The sequence below is a fragment of the Rhodoferax sp. WC2427 genome, from assembly GCF_040822085.1.
Lineage (GTDB): Bacteria > Pseudomonadota > Gammaproteobacteria > Burkholderiales > Burkholderiaceae_C > Rhodoferax_B.
Map to the genome: position 1 here is coordinate 3,462,742 of NZ_CP162006.1, position 17,823 is coordinate 3,480,564.

Consider the following 17,823-nt stretch of genomic DNA (forward strand, 5'->3'; position numbering starts at 1 on the left):
GGCCCGCTGAAAAGGAGATTTTTTATGCCCATCCGCCCGCTTGTCTGGTTGGCTGTTGCCGCCCTCGCCCTCGCTGCCTGCGCCACCCCCTCCGCGCCCTCCGGCCCGGCGTTGCAGGGGCGGCTCAGCGCCCTGCGTTGGACGCTGCAATCGGCCACCGACGGCCAGGGGCAGCCGATGGCCGTGCTGTTTCCGCGTGCCGATCCGCGCTTTACGGTGGAGTTCAAGGAGGGCCGCATGGGCATCCGGGGCGGCTGCAACGCCATGGGTGGCAGCTACCAGATCGACGCGGCCAACCGCTTGCAGGTGGGGCCGATGGTGTCCACGCGCATGGCCTGCGGGGGCGGGCTCATGGAGGCCGACCAGGCCCTGGGCGCCCTGCTCGCCCAGCGCCTGCAGGTGCGGCTGGACGACGGTCCGGCACCCGTGCTGCGGCTGCTGTCCGATGCCGGGCAAACACTGGTGTGGGTGGGCGTGCCCACACCATAACGCTACATTTTATATAGCTGCTTGCGCTTATTCAATAAGCGCAAAGTGCCTGTTTGACCCTTGATGTCACGCCGCCACAGAAGGTGCCCCGGCCCGGCGGTGTTTCACCACCAGACGCTCCGGTGACAGGTATTCCGGCAGGTAGACATCGAAGGGCATGGTGTCGGCGGCTTCGATGGCTTTCTGGGCAGCGACCGAGGCGGTGGTCATGGCCTCGAAGCGGGCTTGTTGCTCGGCACTGAACGGCAGGTCCAGCAGGTGCTGGCGGGTCTTCAAGGACTGGGCGGCGATGAAGGGCACGAACGAGCCGCACGCGGTCTCTTGCATGGCGGCTAGCACGCGGGCCGACGACAGCAGGCTGGGGTCGGCCAGGGCGGCGTCGGCAGAGGCCAGTGCATCGCTGTACAGCGTGCCGCCGTGCACGGCATCCAGCGCGGCTGCGATCGGGCGGCATTGGGCCACCAGGTCGCTGCCCCACTGGGCCAGCGGCACCTCTGCGCCAGCGCGCTCCAGCGTCAGGCCGGGCTCGCGGCCCCGGGCGGCCACGCGGTGCTGGTTGTGCGCCAGCTCGGTGATTTCCTGCGGGGTGTCGGGCGGGCTGTCATTGAGCAGGCAGTGCAGCAGAAACACGTCGATAAAGCGCATGGTCTGGGCGGTGATGCCCACCGGCACAAACGGGTCCAGGTCCAGCAGGCGCACCTCCACGTACTCCACACCGCGCTCGCGCAGGGCATGCAGCGGGCGTTCGCCGGGGTAGATGACGCGCTTGGGGCGGATGGTGCCGTAGAACTCGTTCTCGATCTGCAGCAGGCTGGTGGCCAGCTGGTTGTAGTCGCCTCCGGTGCCGCGCACGCCCACCGCCTTGTAGGCCGGGTACGGACGGGTCAGTGCGTCCTGCAGCGACGCGCCATAGCCTTCCAGGCTGTTGTAGCTGACCGCCAGCGAGGCCTGGGCATCGCTTTGGTAGCCCAGGCGGCCCATGCGCAGCGAAGTGCCGTAAGGCATGTACATGGTGCGGTCGTTGAGCTGCTGCAGTTCATGCTGGCGGCCCGCCACAAAACTGGAACACACGGCGGGCGACGCACCAAACAGGTACAGCAGCAGGAACGCGTGGCGGCGGAAGTTGCGGATCAGGCCAAAGTACTCTTCGCTGCTCACCCCTGGCAGCGACCAGTTGTAGTGGATGCCCGAGATGGTTTGCATGCGGCGGCCATAGCGGTGGCCCAGGCCCATGCGGTAGACGCTCTTGGCGCGGCCCACATTGGAGCTGCCATAGCGGCCAATGGGGATGGTCTCGTCGGTCGGCAGGCCACAGGGCATGCTGGACACCCAGAGCATTTCGTCGTCGCCCTGGGCCTGCAGGGTGCGGTAGGTGAACTGGTGCACTTCGGTCAGCTCGTCCAGGCAGTCCTGTACGCCCTGGTGCACGCCGGTGATCAGCTCGACCTGGGATTCGCTGAAGTCGGTGGTGATGTGCGGGTGTGTCAGCGCGGAGCCGAGTGCGGCCGGATGGGGTGTCAAGGCCAGGCTGCCGCTGGGCTGGGCGCGCAGGCTTTCTTTCTCCAGGCCACGGCGGATGCCCTGGAGCCGGTCGGGCGCGAGGGCCTGCAGGCGTTCTAGCAATGCGGCGGGGGGGGTGGAGCTGCTCATCTTGGGTATCCGTTAGAGACTGGATGCAGTGCCCAGACTCTGGGCGGCTCGCCCACGGTCTGGGCACTGCATCCAGTCAAACATAAATCTTGACCGGGCGTGGAAGGTATCACAGGCGCGCCGGGCGTGCTGGAGACGGCACAACGCCCCCAGCCGCAAGGCGTGGGGGCGTTCGTGTCAGGACAAAACGGCTACTTTGTGGTCTGCGCGGTGACGCTGGCGGCATCCCAGCCGCCACCCAAAGCCTTGTACAGGCTGACCACGGCATTCAACTGGCTGCGCTGGATATCGATCAGGCCGGCTTCGGCCTGGGCCAGGTCGCGCTGGGCGTTCAGCACTTCCAGGTAGCTGGAATAGCCATTCTTGTAGCGCAGGTCGGCCAGGCGCAGGGTGCTGCGCAGGGCGGCGATGCGCTGGGCCGTGGTGGCGGTGATGTCACGGCCCGCAGCCACGTTGTTCAGCGCGTCGTGCACGTCGCGGAAGGCGTTTTGCACCGTCTGCGTGTAGGTGGCCAATGCCTGCTGCTGGCGCGCGTTGGACGCGGCCACCACGGCATCGATAGCCCCGGCGCGGAAGATCGGCTGCGTCAGATTGCCCACCAGGTTCCACAGCAGCGAGGCCGGGTCGAACAGGTCCGACAGGTCTTTCGACTGGTAGCCCAGGCCGGCCGTGAGGCTGAGCTTGGGAAAGTAGGCGGCGCGGGCCTGGCCGATGTCGGCGTTGGCCGCGATCAGGCTTTGCTCGGCGGCCACCACGTCGGGGCGGCGGGTCAGCACATCGGACGGCAGATCGGCCGGAATCGCCTGCGCGGCGTACAGCGCACCCAGGTCGGCACCGCGCACCAGCACCGGGTTAGCGATGTCGCTGGGCTTGCGGCCCAGCAGCACGGCCAGCGCGGATTCGGCATTGCGGCGGGCCTGGCCGGTCTGCTGCAGCGTGGCCTGGATGCCAGCGGCTTCGGACTCGGCCTGGCGCAGGTCCATCTCGCCGATCACTCCGGCGCCGAAGCGGCGGTTTTGCAAACGCAGGTTTTCGGTGCGGGTGGCCAGGGTCTGCTCGCCCAGGGTCTGCTGGGCATCCAGAGCACGCAGGGCAAAGTAGCTTTGTGCCACGTTGGCGTACAGCGTGGTCAGCACCGTGCCCCGGCTGGCGGCCTGGGCCAGCAGGCGGGCACGGGCGGCTTCGTCGGCGCGGGCGTATTTGCCCCAGAAATCGAGTTCGTAGCTGGCACTCAGGCCCAGTTGCCGGTCGTTGGAGTACAGACTGGCACCGGGGTTGAGGCTGGCCGAATTCTCGCTGGCCCGGCGGCGCGCGGCGCTGGCGTTCAGGTCCACCGTGGGGTAGAAATTGGACGCGTTCTGGTCCAGCGTGGCGCGGGCCTCGGCAATCCGGGCGCTGGCCAGGGCCAGGTCCTGGCTGTTGGCCGCGGCCTCTTGCAGCAAACCGTCCAGCACCGGGTCATTGAAACCCTTCCACCACACCAGCCAGTCCACGCTGGTGGCGGTGCCACTGCTGGTCAAGGTGGCGGGCAGGTCCAGCGCCGGGCGCTGGTAGTTAGGACCCACAGGGGCGATAGCGCACGCCGATAGGGCGCAAGCAGCTATTAAAGTAATAGCAAACGATGTGAGAGTGCGCTTAGACATGCTGCGCTCCTTCGCCATGGGCAGGTCGGTTCAGGCTCTGGAAGTCCTCCGGCGTGCTGCGGAAGTTCCAGTCGTTGACCAATTTAAAGAACAGCGGCACCAAAAATACCGCCAAGAAGGTCGCCGCAAGCATGCCGCCCAGCACACCGGTACCGATGGACTGGCGCGCAGCCGCACCCGCACCACTGGAGAACGCCAGGGGCACCACGCCCAAAATGAAGGCCAGCGAGGTCATCAGAATCGGGCGGAACCGCAGGCGGGCCGCTTCCAGCGCGGCGGCCACCGGGGTCAGGCCGTCGTGCACCTTCATGGTCGCGAACTCGACGATCAGAATCGCATTCTTGGCCGACAGGCCCAGCAGCGTGACCAGACCGATCTGGAAGTACACGTCGTTGGTGTAGTTGCGCAGGTACACCGCCACCAGCGCGCCGAAGATACCGAACGGCAGGGCCAGCAGCACCGAGAACGGCAGCGACCACTTTTCATACTGCGCGGCCAGGATCAAGAAGATCATCACAAAACCGGCGCCGATCGCCAGCCCGCTGGAGCCGCTGCTGCGCTTTTGCTGGAACGCCGTGCCACCCCAGTCGTAGCCCACGTCGGACGGCAGCACATTGGCCGCGGCCCGTTCCATGGCGGCAATCGCCTGGCCCGAGCTATAGCCGGGCTTCGGATCGCCCAGGATCTGGATCGATGGCAGCGCGTTGAAATGCTGCACCGAATCGGGGCCGGCGGCAAACTGCACATCGGCCACGCTGCGGATCTGGATCATCTTGCCGGTGTTGCTGCGCACATACAAGTTGCCGATGTCGTCCGGCTTGGCACGGTACTGGCCTTCGGCCTGCATCAGCACCTGGTAAATACGGCCGCTCTTGTTGAAGTCGTTCACGTAGTAACTGCCCAGGGTGGCGGCCAGGGTGTTGTAGATGTCGGCCACCGCGATGCCCATGGAGCGGGCTTTCTCAGTGTCCACGCTCACATACAACTGGGGCGAATTGGCTTGCCACAGGGTTTGCACGCCCTTGAGCTCGGGCTGCTTGTTGGCCTCGGCCAGCAGCGCGGGCAGAATTTGCGCCAGGCGGCGCACGCCACCGTCACCCTTGTTTTGCAGGTAGAACTCAAAGCCGCCGGTCTGGCCCAGGCCCTGGATGGCGGGCGGGGTGAAAGCCAGGGGCAGGCCTTCCTTGATACCGCCGGTCTTCATGTAGAACTCGCCCACCAGCTCTTTGGCCGACTGGTTGCGCTCGGCCCACGGAACCAGCGGAAAGAACATGGTGGCTGCCGACGACTTCAGGCCGCCACCGCCCAGGAAGTTCAGGCCCACCAGGCTAAAGGTGGAGTCGATGTTCTTGTTGGGCGAAACTGCCGCTTCGATCTGCTTGACCACCTGGTTGGTGCGGTCCAGCGAAGAACCTTCGGGCAGGATGGCCGCAGCAATGTAGTAGCCCTGGTCTTCGTCAGGCACCAGACCACCGGGGACGATCTTGAACAGCAGGCCGGTCAGCCCCGCCATGCACAGGAACAGGATCACCCCCAGGATGCCGCGCTTGAGGAAGAAGCCCACACCGCGGGTGTAGCGGTGGGTCAGCTTCTCGAAGCTGCGGTTGAACCAGTCGAAAAACGCGTTCTTGCGCTCGGCACCGGGCTTGAGCAGCACCGCGCACAGGGCCGGGGTCAGGGTCAGTGCGACCACACCCGACAAGCACACGGCGATTGTGATGGTGACCGAGAACTGGCGGTACAGCTCACCGGCCAACCCGCCCAGAAAGGCCACCGGGATGAAGGCGGCGCACAGCACCAGCACAATCGCCACCACCGGGCCGGTCACTTCGCGCATGGCCTCGATCGCGGCTTCGCGCGGGCTCATGCCTTCTTCGTGCATCAGGCGCTCGACGTTTTCCAGCACCACGATGGCATCGTCCACCACGATACCGATGGCCAGCACCATGCCGAACAGGGTCAGGGTGTTGATGCTGTAGCCCAGCAGGTGCAGCCCCGCCATGGTGCCGATCAGCGACACCGGCACGGCCAGCGTGGGGATGATGGTGGCGCGCCAGCTTTGCAGGAACAAATACACCACCACGAACACCAGCACCATGGCTTCGGCCAGGGTTTTGAGCACTTCGTGGATCGACTCGGTCACGAACGGCGTGGTGTCATAAGGCGTGGAATAGGTCAGGCCCTCGGGAAATTTGGCCTTCAACTCGACCAGCGTCTTCTCCAATGCTTCGCGGGTGTCCAGTGCATTGGCACCGGTTTGCAGGAACACGCCCACGGGGACCGTGGGGTGGCCATTGATGCGGCCATAGAAGTTGTAGTCTTTGGAACCCAGTTCGACCCGGGCCACGTCTTTGAGGCGCACCAAGGCACCGTTGGCCCCCGTGCGCACCACGATGTTGGCAAACTGCTCGGGCTCCAGCAGGCGGCCCTTGGCGGTGACGGTCAGGGTCAGTTCCTCGGTATTGCCCGGGGGTGAGCCGATCTTGCCGGCAGCGTACTGGGCGTTTTGCTCGGTCACGGCGCTGGAGATGTCGCCCACGGTGATACCCAGGGCGGCCATCCGGTCCGGGCGCAGCCAGATGCGCATGGCGTAGTCTTTGGCGCCGAAAATCTGCACATTGGTGGTGCCGGGCACGCGCTTGATGGCATCCAGCACGTTTTGCGTCACGTAGTTGGAGATGAATAGCGCGTCGTAGCGGTCGTCGGGCGAATAGATCGCCGCCACGGTCATGAAGCTGGCCGAGCTTTTGGCGACGGTGACGCCCTGGCGCTGCACTTCCTGCGGCAGCTTGTTCAGCACCTGGTTGACGCGGTTGTTGACGTTGACCGCCGCGATGTCCAGGTCGGTGCCCACGTCAAACGTGATGCTGATGGACACGGCACCATCGCCGGACGAGGTGGAGCTCATGTAGAGCATTTTTTCCACGCCATTGATCGATTGCTCGATGGGCGCGGCCACGGTGGTTTCCAGCACTTCGGCCGAAGCACCGGGGTAGACCGCGCTGACACTCACCACCGGGGGCGAGATTTCCGGGTAGCGGGCAATCGGCAGCACGCGCATGGCGGCCAGTCCGGCCAGCACCAGGAACAGGGACAACACCGTCGCGAAGATCGGACGGTCGATGAAAAACTTGGAGAACATGGGGGTGTTGCTCCTTATTTCGCAGCAGAAGCAGCAGCACTGGCGGGCGCAACCGGTGCTTTTTCTGCAGCTGGCGCGGCGGGAGCCGAGCCAGGCGCCGCGGGCGCGCCAGGGGCGGCACCGGGTGCAGCGGCCACGTAGGGCACGGGCTTGACCGTCATGCCGGGTTCGTGGGCCTTGATGAAGCCTTCGACCAGCACGCGGTCACCGCTTTGCACGCCCTTGGTGACGATCCACTCGCCCTTGGTCCAGCCGTCGAGTTCCACGGGACGCGGGGCCAGCTTGTCGTCGGGGGTGACCAGAAACACGATCTTGCCCATAGGGCTGTCGATCACCGCACGCTGTGGCACGCTGATGGAGTTGGGGCGGCTGGCGCCGCTGAGCAGCACGCGCACAAACTGGCCGGGGCGCAACACGCCATCGGGGTTGGGGATTTCAGCCCGGGCATCGAAGCTGCCGGTGGTGGGGTTGAGCCGTTCGCCGGTGAAGTTGAGCTTGCCGGTGCGCGGGTAGGTGCTGCCGTCGGCCAGTTTGACGTTCACGCTGAAGCCCAGGCTGCCATTGGCCGCCTTCTTGCCGGGCACGGCCAGTTGGCCCGAACCCACCTGCTTGGTGATGCGCAACATGTCGGCCTCGGACACGCTGAAGTTCACATACATCGGGTTGGTTTGCACAATCGTGGTCAGCAGGCTGTCGGTGGCCGAGACCAGGTTGCCGTCGGACTTGGCGGCGGCGCCGGTGGTGCCGCTGATGGGCGCCACCACGGTGGTGTAGCCCAGGTTCAGGCGGGCCTCGTTGGCCTGGGCCTGCGCCTGCTTCAAGGTGGCGGCAGCGGATTCGGCGGCCGACTTGGCGTCGTCAAATTCTTTCTGGCTGATGGCTTTCTCGGCCACCAGCGGGGCCAGACGGGCCTGGTCGCGCTGCGCCTGGTTGACCTTGGCCTGGGCCACGGCCACGGCGGCCTCGGCAGAGGCGGCCTGGGTCTGGAAGTTGGCCGGGTCGATCTGGAACAACGGCGTGCCCGCTTTCACGGTAGCCCCCTCTTCGAACAGGCGCTTGCTCAGAATGCCGGCAACACGGGCCCGCACCTCGGTTTCGCGCGAACCGGCGGTCTGGCCCACGTACTCCAGCTCGACCGCGTGGTCTTGCGCCTTCACGGTCACCACCGACACCTCGGGCGGTGGCATGGCACCGCCGGGGGCACCGGCCTGGCCCGCAGACTTGCCGCATGCCACCAGGGCCAAAGGCAGAGCCGCTAACAAGAAAGGCGACATCCACCGCTGGCGCAAGGAACGCGCCTTGGATGCAGGATGGGGATGGTCGATCGAGGAAACACGAGTCGGTGCGATGGACATAAACATAGTAAGGTTTAATAAGGTTGATGTAGTATCACATACATTCGTGTATGTTTACTTTGAGTTCGTTAGTAACCCGCAAGCAACTTTCCCGCCATGGCCAGAAAAACTAAAGAAGACGCAGAGCATACCTACGCCACCCTGCTAGAGGCTGCGGAACAAGTGTTTTTTGACAAAGGTGTTGCCCACACCACGCTGGCCGATATTGCCAGCGCCGCAGGCATGACGCGGGGTGCCATCTACTGGCATTTCAAGGACAAGGGTGCGCTGCTGAAGGCCCTGTTCGAGCAGGCCACGCTGCCCATGGAGAACATGCTGGCCGAGGCCACCGTGAACACCCCCGCCGACCCGCTGGAAGCCCTGCGCCACATGTGCGTGCAGGCCCTGACCACGCTGGCCGCGTCACCCCGCCAGCAACGAATATTTAACATACTTTTTCACAAATGTGAGAACGTGGGGGAAGTGGCCGACGTACTGGAGCATGAGCTCGAATGCCGCGACGAATGCATGGCCAAGTTTGAAGACATCCTGCAACAAGCCATTGCCCAGGGCCAGCTGCCCGCCGACACCGACGTGTTTCTGAGCCTGCAGACCCTGCACAACTTCACCATGGGCACCATGCGCGAATGGTTGCTGGAACCCACCAGCTATGCGCTGGCCAGCGCCGCCCCGGCCATGGTGGACATGCTGATCGCCGGGCTGCGCACCTGCCCGCCCCGGGTTAAACCCGGCTAAGAACGCTCCAGGCGCCGGGTTACAGTGCGCGTCATGCAAGGCCTGCACCTCACCGCCGATCTCCACCACTGCGATTGCGATAGCGCCTGGCTGCTGGACGCGCGGCTGCTGGGCGTGGCCTGCCGCGACGCGGTGCAGGCCGCCGGCCTGCAGGCGGTGGCCGAGCTGTTCCATGGTTTTCCGGCCACTTCGCAGGGCCCTGGCGGTGTTACAGCTACTATTTTGCTAGCAGAGTCACACCTGTGCGTGCACACCTGGCCGGAGCTGCGCGGCGTGACGCTGGATGTGTACGTGTGCAACTTCGGTGCCGACCACTCGGCCCAGGCCCGGGCGCTGATGGACGGGTTGATTGCCTTGTTTGCCCCCAACTTGGTGCAGCGGCACAGCCTGCAGCGCGGGGCGGAGGCCCCAGAGCGCCCTTTCTAGACTCGCGCGCCAAATCAGGCTATAGCGCTTAATCTATAAGCGTTATCAGCTATCAAAACTATAGTAATTTTGGGCACTATGCGGTCTACCGCACAGACCCGCGCTGTCACCGGAGGCAGACTGGCATTCAAACTGCATGCAATTTTGGTACTACTCTGGTTGCACACAGCCCCTATTCCGTTTGGCACACGGTTTTCAGCTGACGCTGCCATCCCCCAGGAGATGTTGACATGCCCCTTCCCCCGCACTCGACCGTGAGCGCATCGGTCCACGGAACGCTGACCCAGCGCGCTGGTGGCTCGCCCGATGTCAGCGCCATGGTGGAGGCGGTCAGCCGCACCTGGCAATTCATGGCGGCGCAGCTGGAGCCGGTAATCGGGGAACGTGGCGTGGGCGTGCTGCTGGACCGTGCCTTGCACCTGACCGGCAAGAACTTTCCCTGGTTGGTAGACCCCGGCCCGCCACAGGACCACGCCGACCGGCTGACCCGCCTGCAGGCCCGTTTCGCCAGCCGCGATCTCCAGGAATCGGCGGCAGCGGGTTGCGCCTTGCTGGTGACCTTTACCGAGTTGCTGGCCAGCCTGATTGGTGACTCGTTGACCGAACGCCTGCTGGCGTCCGTCTGGCTGGACGCCCCTCCCCCTTCCGACCAGGACCACCCCCATGGCTAAACCAGTGACCATACGCCGACTTGCCACGGGCGTGCCCGGACTGGATGCCATTCTGGGCGGTGGCCTGCCCGAGTTCTCCTTCAACCTGGTGACCGGACCGCCCGGCTCGGGCAAAACCACCCTGGCGCACCAGCTGATGTTTGCCCTGGCCACGCCAGAGCAACCCGCGCTGTTCTTCACTGCCCTGGGCGAGCCACCCTGGAAGATGCTCCGCTACCAGCAGCAGTTTTTGTTTTTTGACGCCGACAAAGTCGGCAGCTGCGTGCATTTCATCGATCTGGGAAGCGAACTGGCCCAGGGCGATTTTGAGCAGGTGCTGGCGCGCATTGCCGCCGAGGTCAAAGCGCTGGGCCCGGCCTTTGTATTTGTGGACTCATTCCGCTCGGTGCTGGCCGAGGCCCACCTGCGCGACGGCAGCATGATGGGCATGCGCCGTTTCACCCAACAGCTGGGCACCCTGCTTGCGGGCTGGCAAACCACCAGCTTTCTGATCGGCGAATATTCCCCCCACACCGACCCGCACCCGGTGTTTACCGTGGCCGATGGCATCCTGGCGCTGGACCAGAGCGTGCAGCGCAACTCCATGGTGCGCAAGATCCAGGTGATGAAAATGCGCGGCCAGGCCACCAGCCCCGGGGTCCATACCCTGCGCATCACCGGCAACGGCTTGACCATCTTTCCGTCGGCGGTGGTGCGCGACGACAACAGCGCCACGCCGCCGGTGAACACACCGGTGCGCACCGAAACCCGCATCCCCATGGGCGTCCCGCTGCTCGATGCCATGCTGGGCGGTGGCCTGCCCGCGGGGTACTCGCTGCTGGTGGCCGGGCCGTCCGGCTCGGGCAAGACCATTCTGGCCACCGCCTTTTTGCAGGAAGGCGTACGCCTGGGCGAGACGGGGGTGATTGTGGCTTTTGAGCAAACCCCCAGCCGCTCGCGCACCCACACCATCGACGACATGGTGCGCGCGGGTTGCCTGGGGCTGATCAACACCCGCCTGACCGACCTGTCGGTGGATGAGATCGTGCAGCAGATGGTGCACAACATCACCAGCCTGAAGGCCACCCGGGTGGTGATCGACTCGCTGTCGGGCTTTGAACTGGCGGTGGCCCCCACTTTCCGGGAGGACTTTCGCGAGTCGCTGTTTCGCCTGGTGGCGGTGCTGTCGGGCATGGGGGTGACGGTGCTGATGACCTCGGAGCTGGAAGACCGCTACACCGACCTGCGCTTCAGCCCCTACGGCACGGCGTTTTTGACCGATGCCATCATTGTCCAGCGCTATATCGAGGTCGACAGCAGCCTGCAGCGCGTGATGGCGGTCGTCAAGGTACGTGGCAGTGCCCACAGCAACGACATCCGGCGCTACGAGATCACCAACGACGGCATCGCCATCGGCAAACCGGTGCTGCATTACGAAGGGCTCCTGGGCGGGCGGCCCACCCACGCCCCGGCACCCCCTGCCCTGCCGAGAGGCGCCGCATGACCGGCCAGATCCCGTTTCTGGAACAAGGCCCTGCCCCGGACGGTTCGCCGCAGGCCCTGGCACTGGAGCAGCTGTCGCGCGCACTGCATCTGCGCGAAGCCGCAGCCGACACCCGTGAAGCCGAGATGGCACAACGCGAAAAGGCCTTGCTGGTGCTGGAGGATGCCACCCGCGCCAAAGAAGCGCAGGAGCAGCAGACGGCAGCCCAGCTGCGTGAGGCCAACGAGCGCCTGGTGATGGCCACCATGCATGCCCAGACCATGGCCGAGGCGGCCGAGGGAGCCACCGCGCAGATGTCGTACATGGCCAAACACGACATCCTCACCGGGCTGCCCAACCGCGCGTTGCTCGCCGACCGCCTGGCCCAGTCCATGCTGCTGGCCCAGCGCCATGACCAAAAGGTGGTGTTGATCTATCTGGACCTGGACAACTTCAAACACATCAACGATTCGCTGGGCCATGCGGTCGGCGACGCGCTGCTGCGGGCGGTGGCCCAGCGCTTGAACGGCAGCGTGCGCCAGTCGGATACGGTCTGCCGCCAGGGCGGCGACGAGTTTGTGCTGCTGCTGGCGGAGGTTGACACGGTAAAAGATGCCGCGCGGGCTGCCGCGATGCTGGTCGAAGTCTCTTCGGAGCCCTATGTGGTGGACGGCCACCGCTTGCATGTCACCGCCAGCATCGGCCTGAGCATCTACCCGGACGACGGCGCCGATGTGGAAACCCTGCTGCGCAATGCCGACACGGCGATGTACCACGCCAAGAAAAGCGGGCGCAACAACTTCCAGATGTTCTCGCCGGACATGCATGTGCGCGCCGTGGCCCGCCAGACCATCGAAGCAGCCCTGCGCCACGCGCTGGCCTCTGACGGCCTGCTTTTGCACTACCAGCCCAAGATGCACCTGGAGAGCGGAAAAATCATCGCCACCGAAGCCTTGGTGCGCCTGCAGCGCCCCGACCAGCCGCTGCTGTACCCCGCCCACTTCATCGGGGTGGCCGAAGAATGCGGCCTGATCGTGCCGCTCGGGCAGTGGGTGCTGCACACCGCCTGCAGCCAGGCGGTGGCATGGCGGCAGGCCGGGCTGGCGTGTGGGCGCATGGCGGTCAACATATCGGCAGCAGAATTCCACGCCAAAGGCTTCTTGCTGGGCATCCAGACGGTGCTGAAAGACACCGGCCTGGACCCGGGCATGCTGGAGCTCGAGCTGACCGAAAGCAGCCTGATCCAGGACAGCGAGCCCACCACCGCCATTTTGCGGGCCCTGAAAGACCTGGGAGTGCACATCGCCATTGACGACTTTGGCACCGGCTACTCCAGCCTGAGCACGCTGCGCCGGTTCCCGATCGACACGCTGAAGATCGACCAGTCGTTTGTGCAAGACATTGCCTCCAGCCACGGGGAGGTCAAACTGGTCAATGCCATCATCGCCATCGGCAAGAGTCTGGACCTGGGGGTCATTGCCGAAGGCATAGAAACCCGGGAGCAGTTCACCCATCTGCAGACCCAGGGCTGCGCCGAAGGCCAGGGCTCTTACTTCAGTCGGCCACTGGCCGCCGAGATTTATGCCGATGTACTGCGTGACAACGCTCTTTAGCCCGACCGGGGCCCTTCTGAACTTAGGCATCAAATTGGCAACCCACGCTTATACAATCAGCATGAGTAGCTATATTTTTTGTATATTTTTACTTTCAGTTACGCAGCGATTACACTGTCATCTGATGAAGCGCCTGCATGACCCTTCTATGTAACCGGAGGACTCCATGGCAGCCAAGCCAAAAAGCATCAAGCCCTCCGCGGCCACCCCCACAGTGTTGCCAGAAACGCACCCTGCTCCGGCCCCCCCCAGCTTCCCCATCGTCGGCATTGGCGCGTCTGCAGGAGGGCTGGCGGCGTTTGAAGCCTTCTTTTCCGGCATGCCTACCGACAAAGACCCCGGCATGGCTTTTGTGCTGGTGCAACACCTGGCGCCCGACCACAGCAGCATCCTGACCGCACTGGTGCAGCGCAACACCCGCATGCAGGTACGGGAAGTGGAAGACGGCATGGTGGTGCAGGTCAACTGCGCCTACATCATTCCGCCCAACCGCGACATGGCGTTCTTGAACGGTGCGCTGCACCTGCTGGAGCCCACCGCACCACGGGGCCACCGCCTGCCCATCGACTACCTGTTCCGCTCGCTGGCCCAAGACCAGCATGAGCGGGCGATTGGCATCGTGTTGTCGGGCACCGGCAGCGACGGCACGCTGGGCGTGCGCGCCATCAAGGGCGAAGGCGGCATGGTGATGGTGCAACACCCCGGCTCGGCCGAGTTTGACGGCATGCCGCGCAGCACCCAGGCCACCGGCCTGGTGGATTTTGAGCTGCCCCCGGCCGAAATGCCCGCCCAGCTGATGGCCTACGTGGCCCACGCCTTTGGCCGCCCGCCCAACACCGGCATGGTCAACGCCCCCCTGTCCGAAAACAACTTGAAAAAAATCTTCATCCTGCTGCGTACCCACACCGGGCACGACTTCTCGCAGTACAAGTCCAACACCATTTTCCGGCGCATCGAGCGGCGCATGGCGGTGCACCAGATCGACACGCTGGACAGCTACGTGAAGTACCTGCAGCACGTACCGGTCGAGGTGGATGCGCTGTTCCACGACCTGCTGATCGGGGTAACCAACTTCTTCCGCGACCCCGAAGCTTTCGCCCTGCTGGAGGAGCAGGTGATTCCCAAGGTGTTTGACCACAAACCCGCGGGATCTGTGGTGCGCGCCTGGTCGGCGGGCTGCTCCACCGGCGAAGAGGCGTATTCGCTGGCCATTCTGCTGCAGGAGCGGCTGGACGTGCTCAAACTGAACTACAAGGTGCAGGTGTTTGCCACCGACCTGGACAACCGCGCCATTGCCGCCGCCCGCGCCGGGCTATACCCGGCCAGCATTGCCGACGACATTTCGCCCGGGCGGCTGGCCCGCTTTTTCACCGCCGAGCCCGACGGCAGCGCCTACCGGGTGCACAAGAGCATCCGCGACATGCTGGTGTTCTCGGAGCACGACCTGATCAAGGATCCGCCGTTTTCCAAGCTCGATCTCATCAGTTGCCGCAACCTGCTGATCTACATGGGCCCCGAGCTGCAAAAGAAGGTGATGGCGCTGTTCCATTACGCGCTGCTGCCCGGCGGAATGCTGTTCCTGGGCAGCTCGGAAACCGTGGGCGAGCTGGCGGACCTGTTTGCCGTGGTAGACCGCAAATCCAAGGCCTACCAGCGCAAGGAAGACTTCCAGGGGGCGCAGCGTGCCGCCCTGGGCCGGTTTCTGCCACCCATGACCACCCGCGACGTGATGCTGCCGCCGGTGATCGACAAAATCGCCCACCCCATGAAGCTGTCTCTGCGCACCCTGACCGAGCAAACCCTGTTGCAGCACCTGGCCCCGGCGGCAGCGCTGGTCAACGGCCAGGGCGACATCCTGTACCTGCACGGCCGCACCGGCATGTTTCTGGAGCCCGCCCCCGGCGAGGCGGGCATCAACAACATCGTCAAAATGGCCCGCGAAGGCCTGCGCCGCGAACTCACCACCGCGTTGCACAAGGCCAGTGTCAGCAAGACACCGGTGCAGGCCCTGAACCTGCGGGTCAAGACCAACGGCCATTTCACCCTGGTGAACCTGGCCGTGTGCCCGGCGGCGCCGGTAGCCCCTTCGGCGCTGGAGTCGGCGCTGTACCTGGTGGTGCTGGAAGTGGCCCGGGTGCAGGAGCTGCCGCAGCCCCAGCAGCTGCCGCCAGCCGCCACCAGCCAGGCTTCGCAGCAGCAGATCAATGAGCTCAACGATGAACTGCAAGCCAAGGAAGAGTACCTGCAGGCTGCCAACGAAGAACTCGAAACCTCCAACGAAGAGCTCAAGTCGTCCAACGAAGAAATGCAGTCGGTGAATGAAGAGCTGCAGTCCACCAACGAGGAGCTGGAAACCTCCAAGGAAGAGCTGCAGTCCATCAACGAAGAGCTGGCCACCGTCAACACCGAGCTGCAGACCAAGGTGGTCGACCTGTCCCGCGCCAACAACGACATGAACAACCTGCTGGCGGGCACCGGCATTGGCACCATTTTTGTAGACCATGGCCTGCGCATCCTGCGCTTTACCCCGGCGGCCACGCAAATCATCCACCTGATCCAAAGCGACGTGGGCCGACCGGTGGGCCATATCGCGTCCAATCTGCTGGGCTACGACCGGCTGGTGGCCGATGTACAAGCAGTACTAAAGAACCTGCAGCCCATCGAGGCCGATGTGGAGACGCTGGAGCACAAGCACTACACCATGCGCATCCTGCCCTACCGCACGCTGGACAACGTGATCGAGGGCGTGGTGATCACCTTTGTGGACATCACCGAGATCGTGCGCACCCGCGAGGCCCTGCGCAAGGCCAACGAGCTGCTGCGCCTGGCGGTGGTGGTGCGCGACGCGTTCGATGCCATCACCGTGCAAGACCTGGACGGGCGCATACTGGCCTGGAACCCCGGCGCCGAGCGCATGTACGGCTGGACCGAGGCCGAAGCCCTGCAAATGAACGTACGCGACCTGCTGCCGCCAGGCAGCCCGGCCCAGGCGACAAAAACGCCCCAGCGGCGGACCAAAGACGGCCAGCTGCTCAACATTTCCCTGATCTCGACCGAGCTGCTGGATGCCGCCGGCCAGATGTATGCCCTTGCCACTACAGAACGTATCCAGCACAACACCACCAATGAGACCCGCCATGGATAAGTACCACGCCGCAATGGCATTGCGTCTGCAGGCCGAAGCCATCATCCGCGACAAAGTCGCATTGAGCAACCGCCCGCCCGAAACCCTGACGCTGGCAGGCATGCAGCGCGCCATGCACGAGCTGCAGGTGCACCAGATCGAGCTGGAAATGCAAAACGACGAGCTTCAGCGTACCCAACTGCTGCTGGAAACATCCCGCTCCCGCTATTTCGAGCTGTACGACATGGCCCCGGTGGGCTACTGCACGGTGAGCGAAGGCGGCCTGGTGGTAGAAGCCAACCTGGCTGTGGCGGCGCTGCTGGGCATTGCGCGCGGCACGCTGGTGGGGCAGCGCATCAGCCGATTTATTGGCAAGGACTACCAAGACACCTACTACCGCCTGCGCAAGCAATTGCTGGAAACCGGCACCCCCAAAACCTGCGAGTTGCAGGTCGTCAGCCTGGAGGGCCACCCCTGCTGGGTGCAATTGACGATCAGCGCGGCGCACGATGCGACCGGTGCGCCAGAGCAGCACCTGGTGCTGGCCGATATCAGTGAATCCAAGGTCATGGCTGCGGCCATGCAGGCCAGCGAAGCACGTTACCGGGCGCTGGTAGACGGCTCACCCGAGGCCACCACCGAGCGAAAGCGCCAGGATGGAGCCAAGGAAGCGGGCCTGCAGGACTAAGCCGCCATCGTCATCCGATCCCGCTGGGTGGACTTACTGGCCCCATAGAACTCGCAGGCCCTCTGCTCCAGCCGGGGGCGGTTCAGTACCTCGATATGGCCGCGGCGGTAGGCAATCACCCCGGCCTGTTGCAGCTTGCGGGCAGCGGCCGTCACGCCCTCGCGGCGCACGCCCAGCAGGTTGGCGGCCAGTTCCTGGGTCATGGCCATTTTGTTGCTGGGCAACCGGTCCAGGCCTTGTAACAGGCGGCGGCAAAACTGCTGGTCGATCGAATGGTGGCGGATGTAGGCGGCGGTTTGCGTCACCTGGGCAATCAGCGCCTGGGTGTAGCGCAGCAGCATGCGCATCACCGGGCCGCCAGATTCGGCCTCGGCATTCACATGGTGGGCACTCAGCCGGTAGCCCTGCCCGGCGCTTTGCACCACCGCCTCGTGCGGGCTCACTTCACCGCCCATGAACAGCGACAGGCCAACCACTCCGTCCAGCCCCACCACAGCCACTTCGGACGACGCGCCGTCCTCCGCCAGGTACATCAGCGAGACGATCGCGGTGGTGGGAAAAACCACATAGCCCGGCGTGCTGCCCGAGCGGCACAGCACCTTGCCGAGCGGCAGGTCCACCCATTCCAGGTAGGGCTGCCAACGCTTCCAGTCGGCATCGGACAGGGAAGCCAGCAGCTGGTTCTGGCGTGGATCGGAAACGGTTTGGAGAGCAGTAGACATGGGAGTCCTCGGGCAAATGTAACGGTGTAGGGCTTGGTCAGTCCTGATGCTTCCCATCATTCCCGTCCCTACCCGCCTCGGCTATCGGCGGGCGTCGGCAATT

General features: G+C 64.6%; 13 protein-coding genes. 8 read left to right on the forward strand and 5 right to left on the reverse strand.

Translation table 11 applies throughout. The features are described 5' to 3' along the window. Positions 1–24: 24 nt before the first annotated feature. Positions 25–489: an META domain-containing protein gene (locus AB3G31_RS16260; protein ID WP_367847120.1), complete on the forward strand. Its 465-nt coding sequence runs from the start codon at positions 25–27 to the stop codon at positions 487–489. 66 nt (positions 490–555) lie between these two features. Here the strand turns inward: AB3G31_RS16260 and gshA are convergent, their stop codons facing one another. The 4 genes from gshA to AB3G31_RS16280 all read right to left on the reverse strand — a co-directional run bounded on the left by gshA (position 556) and on the right by AB3G31_RS16280 (position 8,279). Beyond that, the gene (gene gshA / locus AB3G31_RS16265; protein ID WP_367847121.1) at positions 556–2,139 is read right to left on the reverse strand and encodes a glutamate--cysteine ligase; all 1,584 of its coding nucleotides are present in this window, start codon (positions 2,137–2,139) and stop codon (positions 556–558) included. A 191-nt stretch (positions 2,140–2,330) separates the two neighbouring features. Further along, positions 2,331–3,782 carry an efflux transporter outer membrane subunit gene (locus tag AB3G31_RS16270; protein WP_367847122.1) on the reverse strand — a complete coding sequence of 484 codons (1,452 nt, stop codon included), beginning with the start codon at positions 3,780–3,782 and terminating at the stop codon, positions 2,331–2,333. Next, the gene (locus tag AB3G31_RS16275) at positions 3,775–6,924 is read right to left on the reverse strand and encodes an efflux RND transporter permease subunit (protein WP_367847123.1); all 3,150 of its coding nucleotides are present in this window, start codon (positions 6,922–6,924) and stop codon (positions 3,775–3,777) included. The genes AB3G31_RS16270 and AB3G31_RS16275 overlap by 8 nt, the downstream gene beginning before the upstream one ends. Positions 6,925–6,938: 14 nt before the next feature. After that, positions 6,939–8,279: an efflux RND transporter periplasmic adaptor subunit gene (locus tag AB3G31_RS16280; protein WP_367847124.1), complete on the reverse strand. Its 1,341-nt coding sequence runs from the start codon at positions 8,277–8,279 to the stop codon at positions 6,939–6,941. 96 nt (positions 8,280–8,375) lie between these two features. On the opposite strand from AB3G31_RS16280, the gene AB3G31_RS16285 reads away from it, so the two are divergent. From AB3G31_RS16285 to AB3G31_RS16315, 7 genes are all read left to right on the forward strand, one after another. After that, positions 8,376–9,014 (forward strand): TetR family transcriptional regulator, encoded by a 639-nt coding sequence (locus tag AB3G31_RS16285; protein ID WP_367847125.1) that lies wholly within the window; start codon positions 8,376–8,378, stop codon positions 9,012–9,014. 33 nt (positions 9,015–9,047) lie between these two features. Further along, a complete protein-coding gene (locus tag AB3G31_RS16290; RefSeq protein ID WP_367847126.1) occupies positions 9,048–9,440 on the forward strand; it encodes an S-adenosylmethionine decarboxylase family protein in 393 nt (130 codons plus the stop codon). 230 nt (positions 9,441–9,670) lie between these two features. After that, positions 9,671–10,111, forward strand: coding sequence for a hypothetical protein (locus AB3G31_RS16295; protein WP_367847127.1), 441 nt, complete (start codon positions 9,671–9,673; stop codon positions 10,109–10,111). Continuing rightward, entirely contained in the window at positions 10,104–11,594 is a 1,491-nt protein-coding gene (locus AB3G31_RS16300; protein ID WP_367847128.1) for an RAD55 family ATPase, read from the forward strand. The genes AB3G31_RS16295 and AB3G31_RS16300 overlap by 8 nt, the downstream gene beginning before the upstream one ends. Beyond that, positions 11,591–13,186: a putative bifunctional diguanylate cyclase/phosphodiesterase gene (locus tag AB3G31_RS16305; protein WP_367847129.1), complete on the forward strand. Its 1,596-nt coding sequence runs from the start codon at positions 11,591–11,593 to the stop codon at positions 13,184–13,186. Before AB3G31_RS16300 ends, AB3G31_RS16305 begins: the two co-directional genes overlap by 4 nt. 166 nt (positions 13,187–13,352) lie before the next feature. Continuing rightward, positions 13,353–16,331: a chemotaxis protein CheB gene (locus AB3G31_RS16310; protein ID WP_367847130.1), complete on the forward strand. Its 2,979-nt coding sequence runs from the start codon at positions 13,353–13,355 to the stop codon at positions 16,329–16,331. Continuing rightward, positions 16,324–16,998 carry a PAS domain-containing protein gene (locus AB3G31_RS16315; RefSeq protein WP_367847131.1) on the forward strand — a complete coding sequence of 225 codons (675 nt, stop codon included), beginning with the start codon at positions 16,324–16,326 and terminating at the stop codon, positions 16,996–16,998. The genes AB3G31_RS16310 and AB3G31_RS16315 overlap by 8 nt, the downstream gene beginning before the upstream one ends. On the opposite strand, the gene AB3G31_RS16320 is transcribed toward AB3G31_RS16315, so the two are convergent. Continuing rightward, a complete protein-coding gene (locus AB3G31_RS16320) occupies positions 16,995–17,720 on the reverse strand; it encodes a Crp/Fnr family transcriptional regulator (RefSeq protein WP_367847132.1) in 726 nt (241 codons plus the stop codon). The two genes, AB3G31_RS16315 and AB3G31_RS16320, sit on opposite strands and share 4 nt — an antisense overlap. Between the last annotated feature and the right edge of the window lie 103 nt (positions 17,721–17,823).

Coding starts and splice junctions, on each gene's coding strand:
- AB3G31_RS16260 (WP_367847120.1), top strand. CDS start 25: ATGCCCATCCGCCCGCTTGTCTGGTTGGCTGTTGCCGCCCTCGCCCTC.
- gshA (WP_367847121.1), bottom strand. CDS start 2,139: ATGAGCAGCTCCACCCCCCCCGCCGCATTGCTAGAACGCCTGCAGGCC.
- AB3G31_RS16270 (WP_367847122.1), bottom strand. CDS start 3,782: ATGTCTAAGCGCACTCTCACATCGTTTGCTATTACTTTAATAGCTGCT.
- AB3G31_RS16275 (WP_367847123.1), bottom strand. CDS start 6,924: ATGTTCTCCAAGTTTTTCATCGACCGTCCGATCTTCGCGACGGTGTTG.
- AB3G31_RS16280 (WP_367847124.1), bottom strand. CDS start 8,279: ATGTCCATCGCACCGACTCGTGTTTCCTCGATCGACCATCCCCATCCT.
- AB3G31_RS16285 (WP_367847125.1), top strand. CDS start 8,376: ATGGCCAGAAAAACTAAAGAAGACGCAGAGCATACCTACGCCACCCTG.
- AB3G31_RS16290 (WP_367847126.1), top strand. CDS start 9,048: ATGCAAGGCCTGCACCTCACCGCCGATCTCCACCACTGCGATTGCGAT.
- AB3G31_RS16295 (WP_367847127.1), top strand. CDS start 9,671: ATGCCCCTTCCCCCGCACTCGACCGTGAGCGCATCGGTCCACGGAACG.
- AB3G31_RS16300 (WP_367847128.1), top strand. CDS start 10,104: ATGGCTAAACCAGTGACCATACGCCGACTTGCCACGGGCGTGCCCGGA.
- AB3G31_RS16305 (WP_367847129.1), top strand. CDS start 11,591: ATGACCGGCCAGATCCCGTTTCTGGAACAAGGCCCTGCCCCGGACGGT.
- AB3G31_RS16310 (WP_367847130.1), top strand. CDS start 13,353: ATGGCAGCCAAGCCAAAAAGCATCAAGCCCTCCGCGGCCACCCCCACA.
- AB3G31_RS16315 (WP_367847131.1), top strand. CDS start 16,324: ATGGATAAGTACCACGCCGCAATGGCATTGCGTCTGCAGGCCGAAGCC.
- AB3G31_RS16320 (WP_367847132.1), bottom strand. CDS start 17,720: ATGTCTACTGCTCTCCAAACCGTTTCCGATCCACGCCAGAACCAGCTG.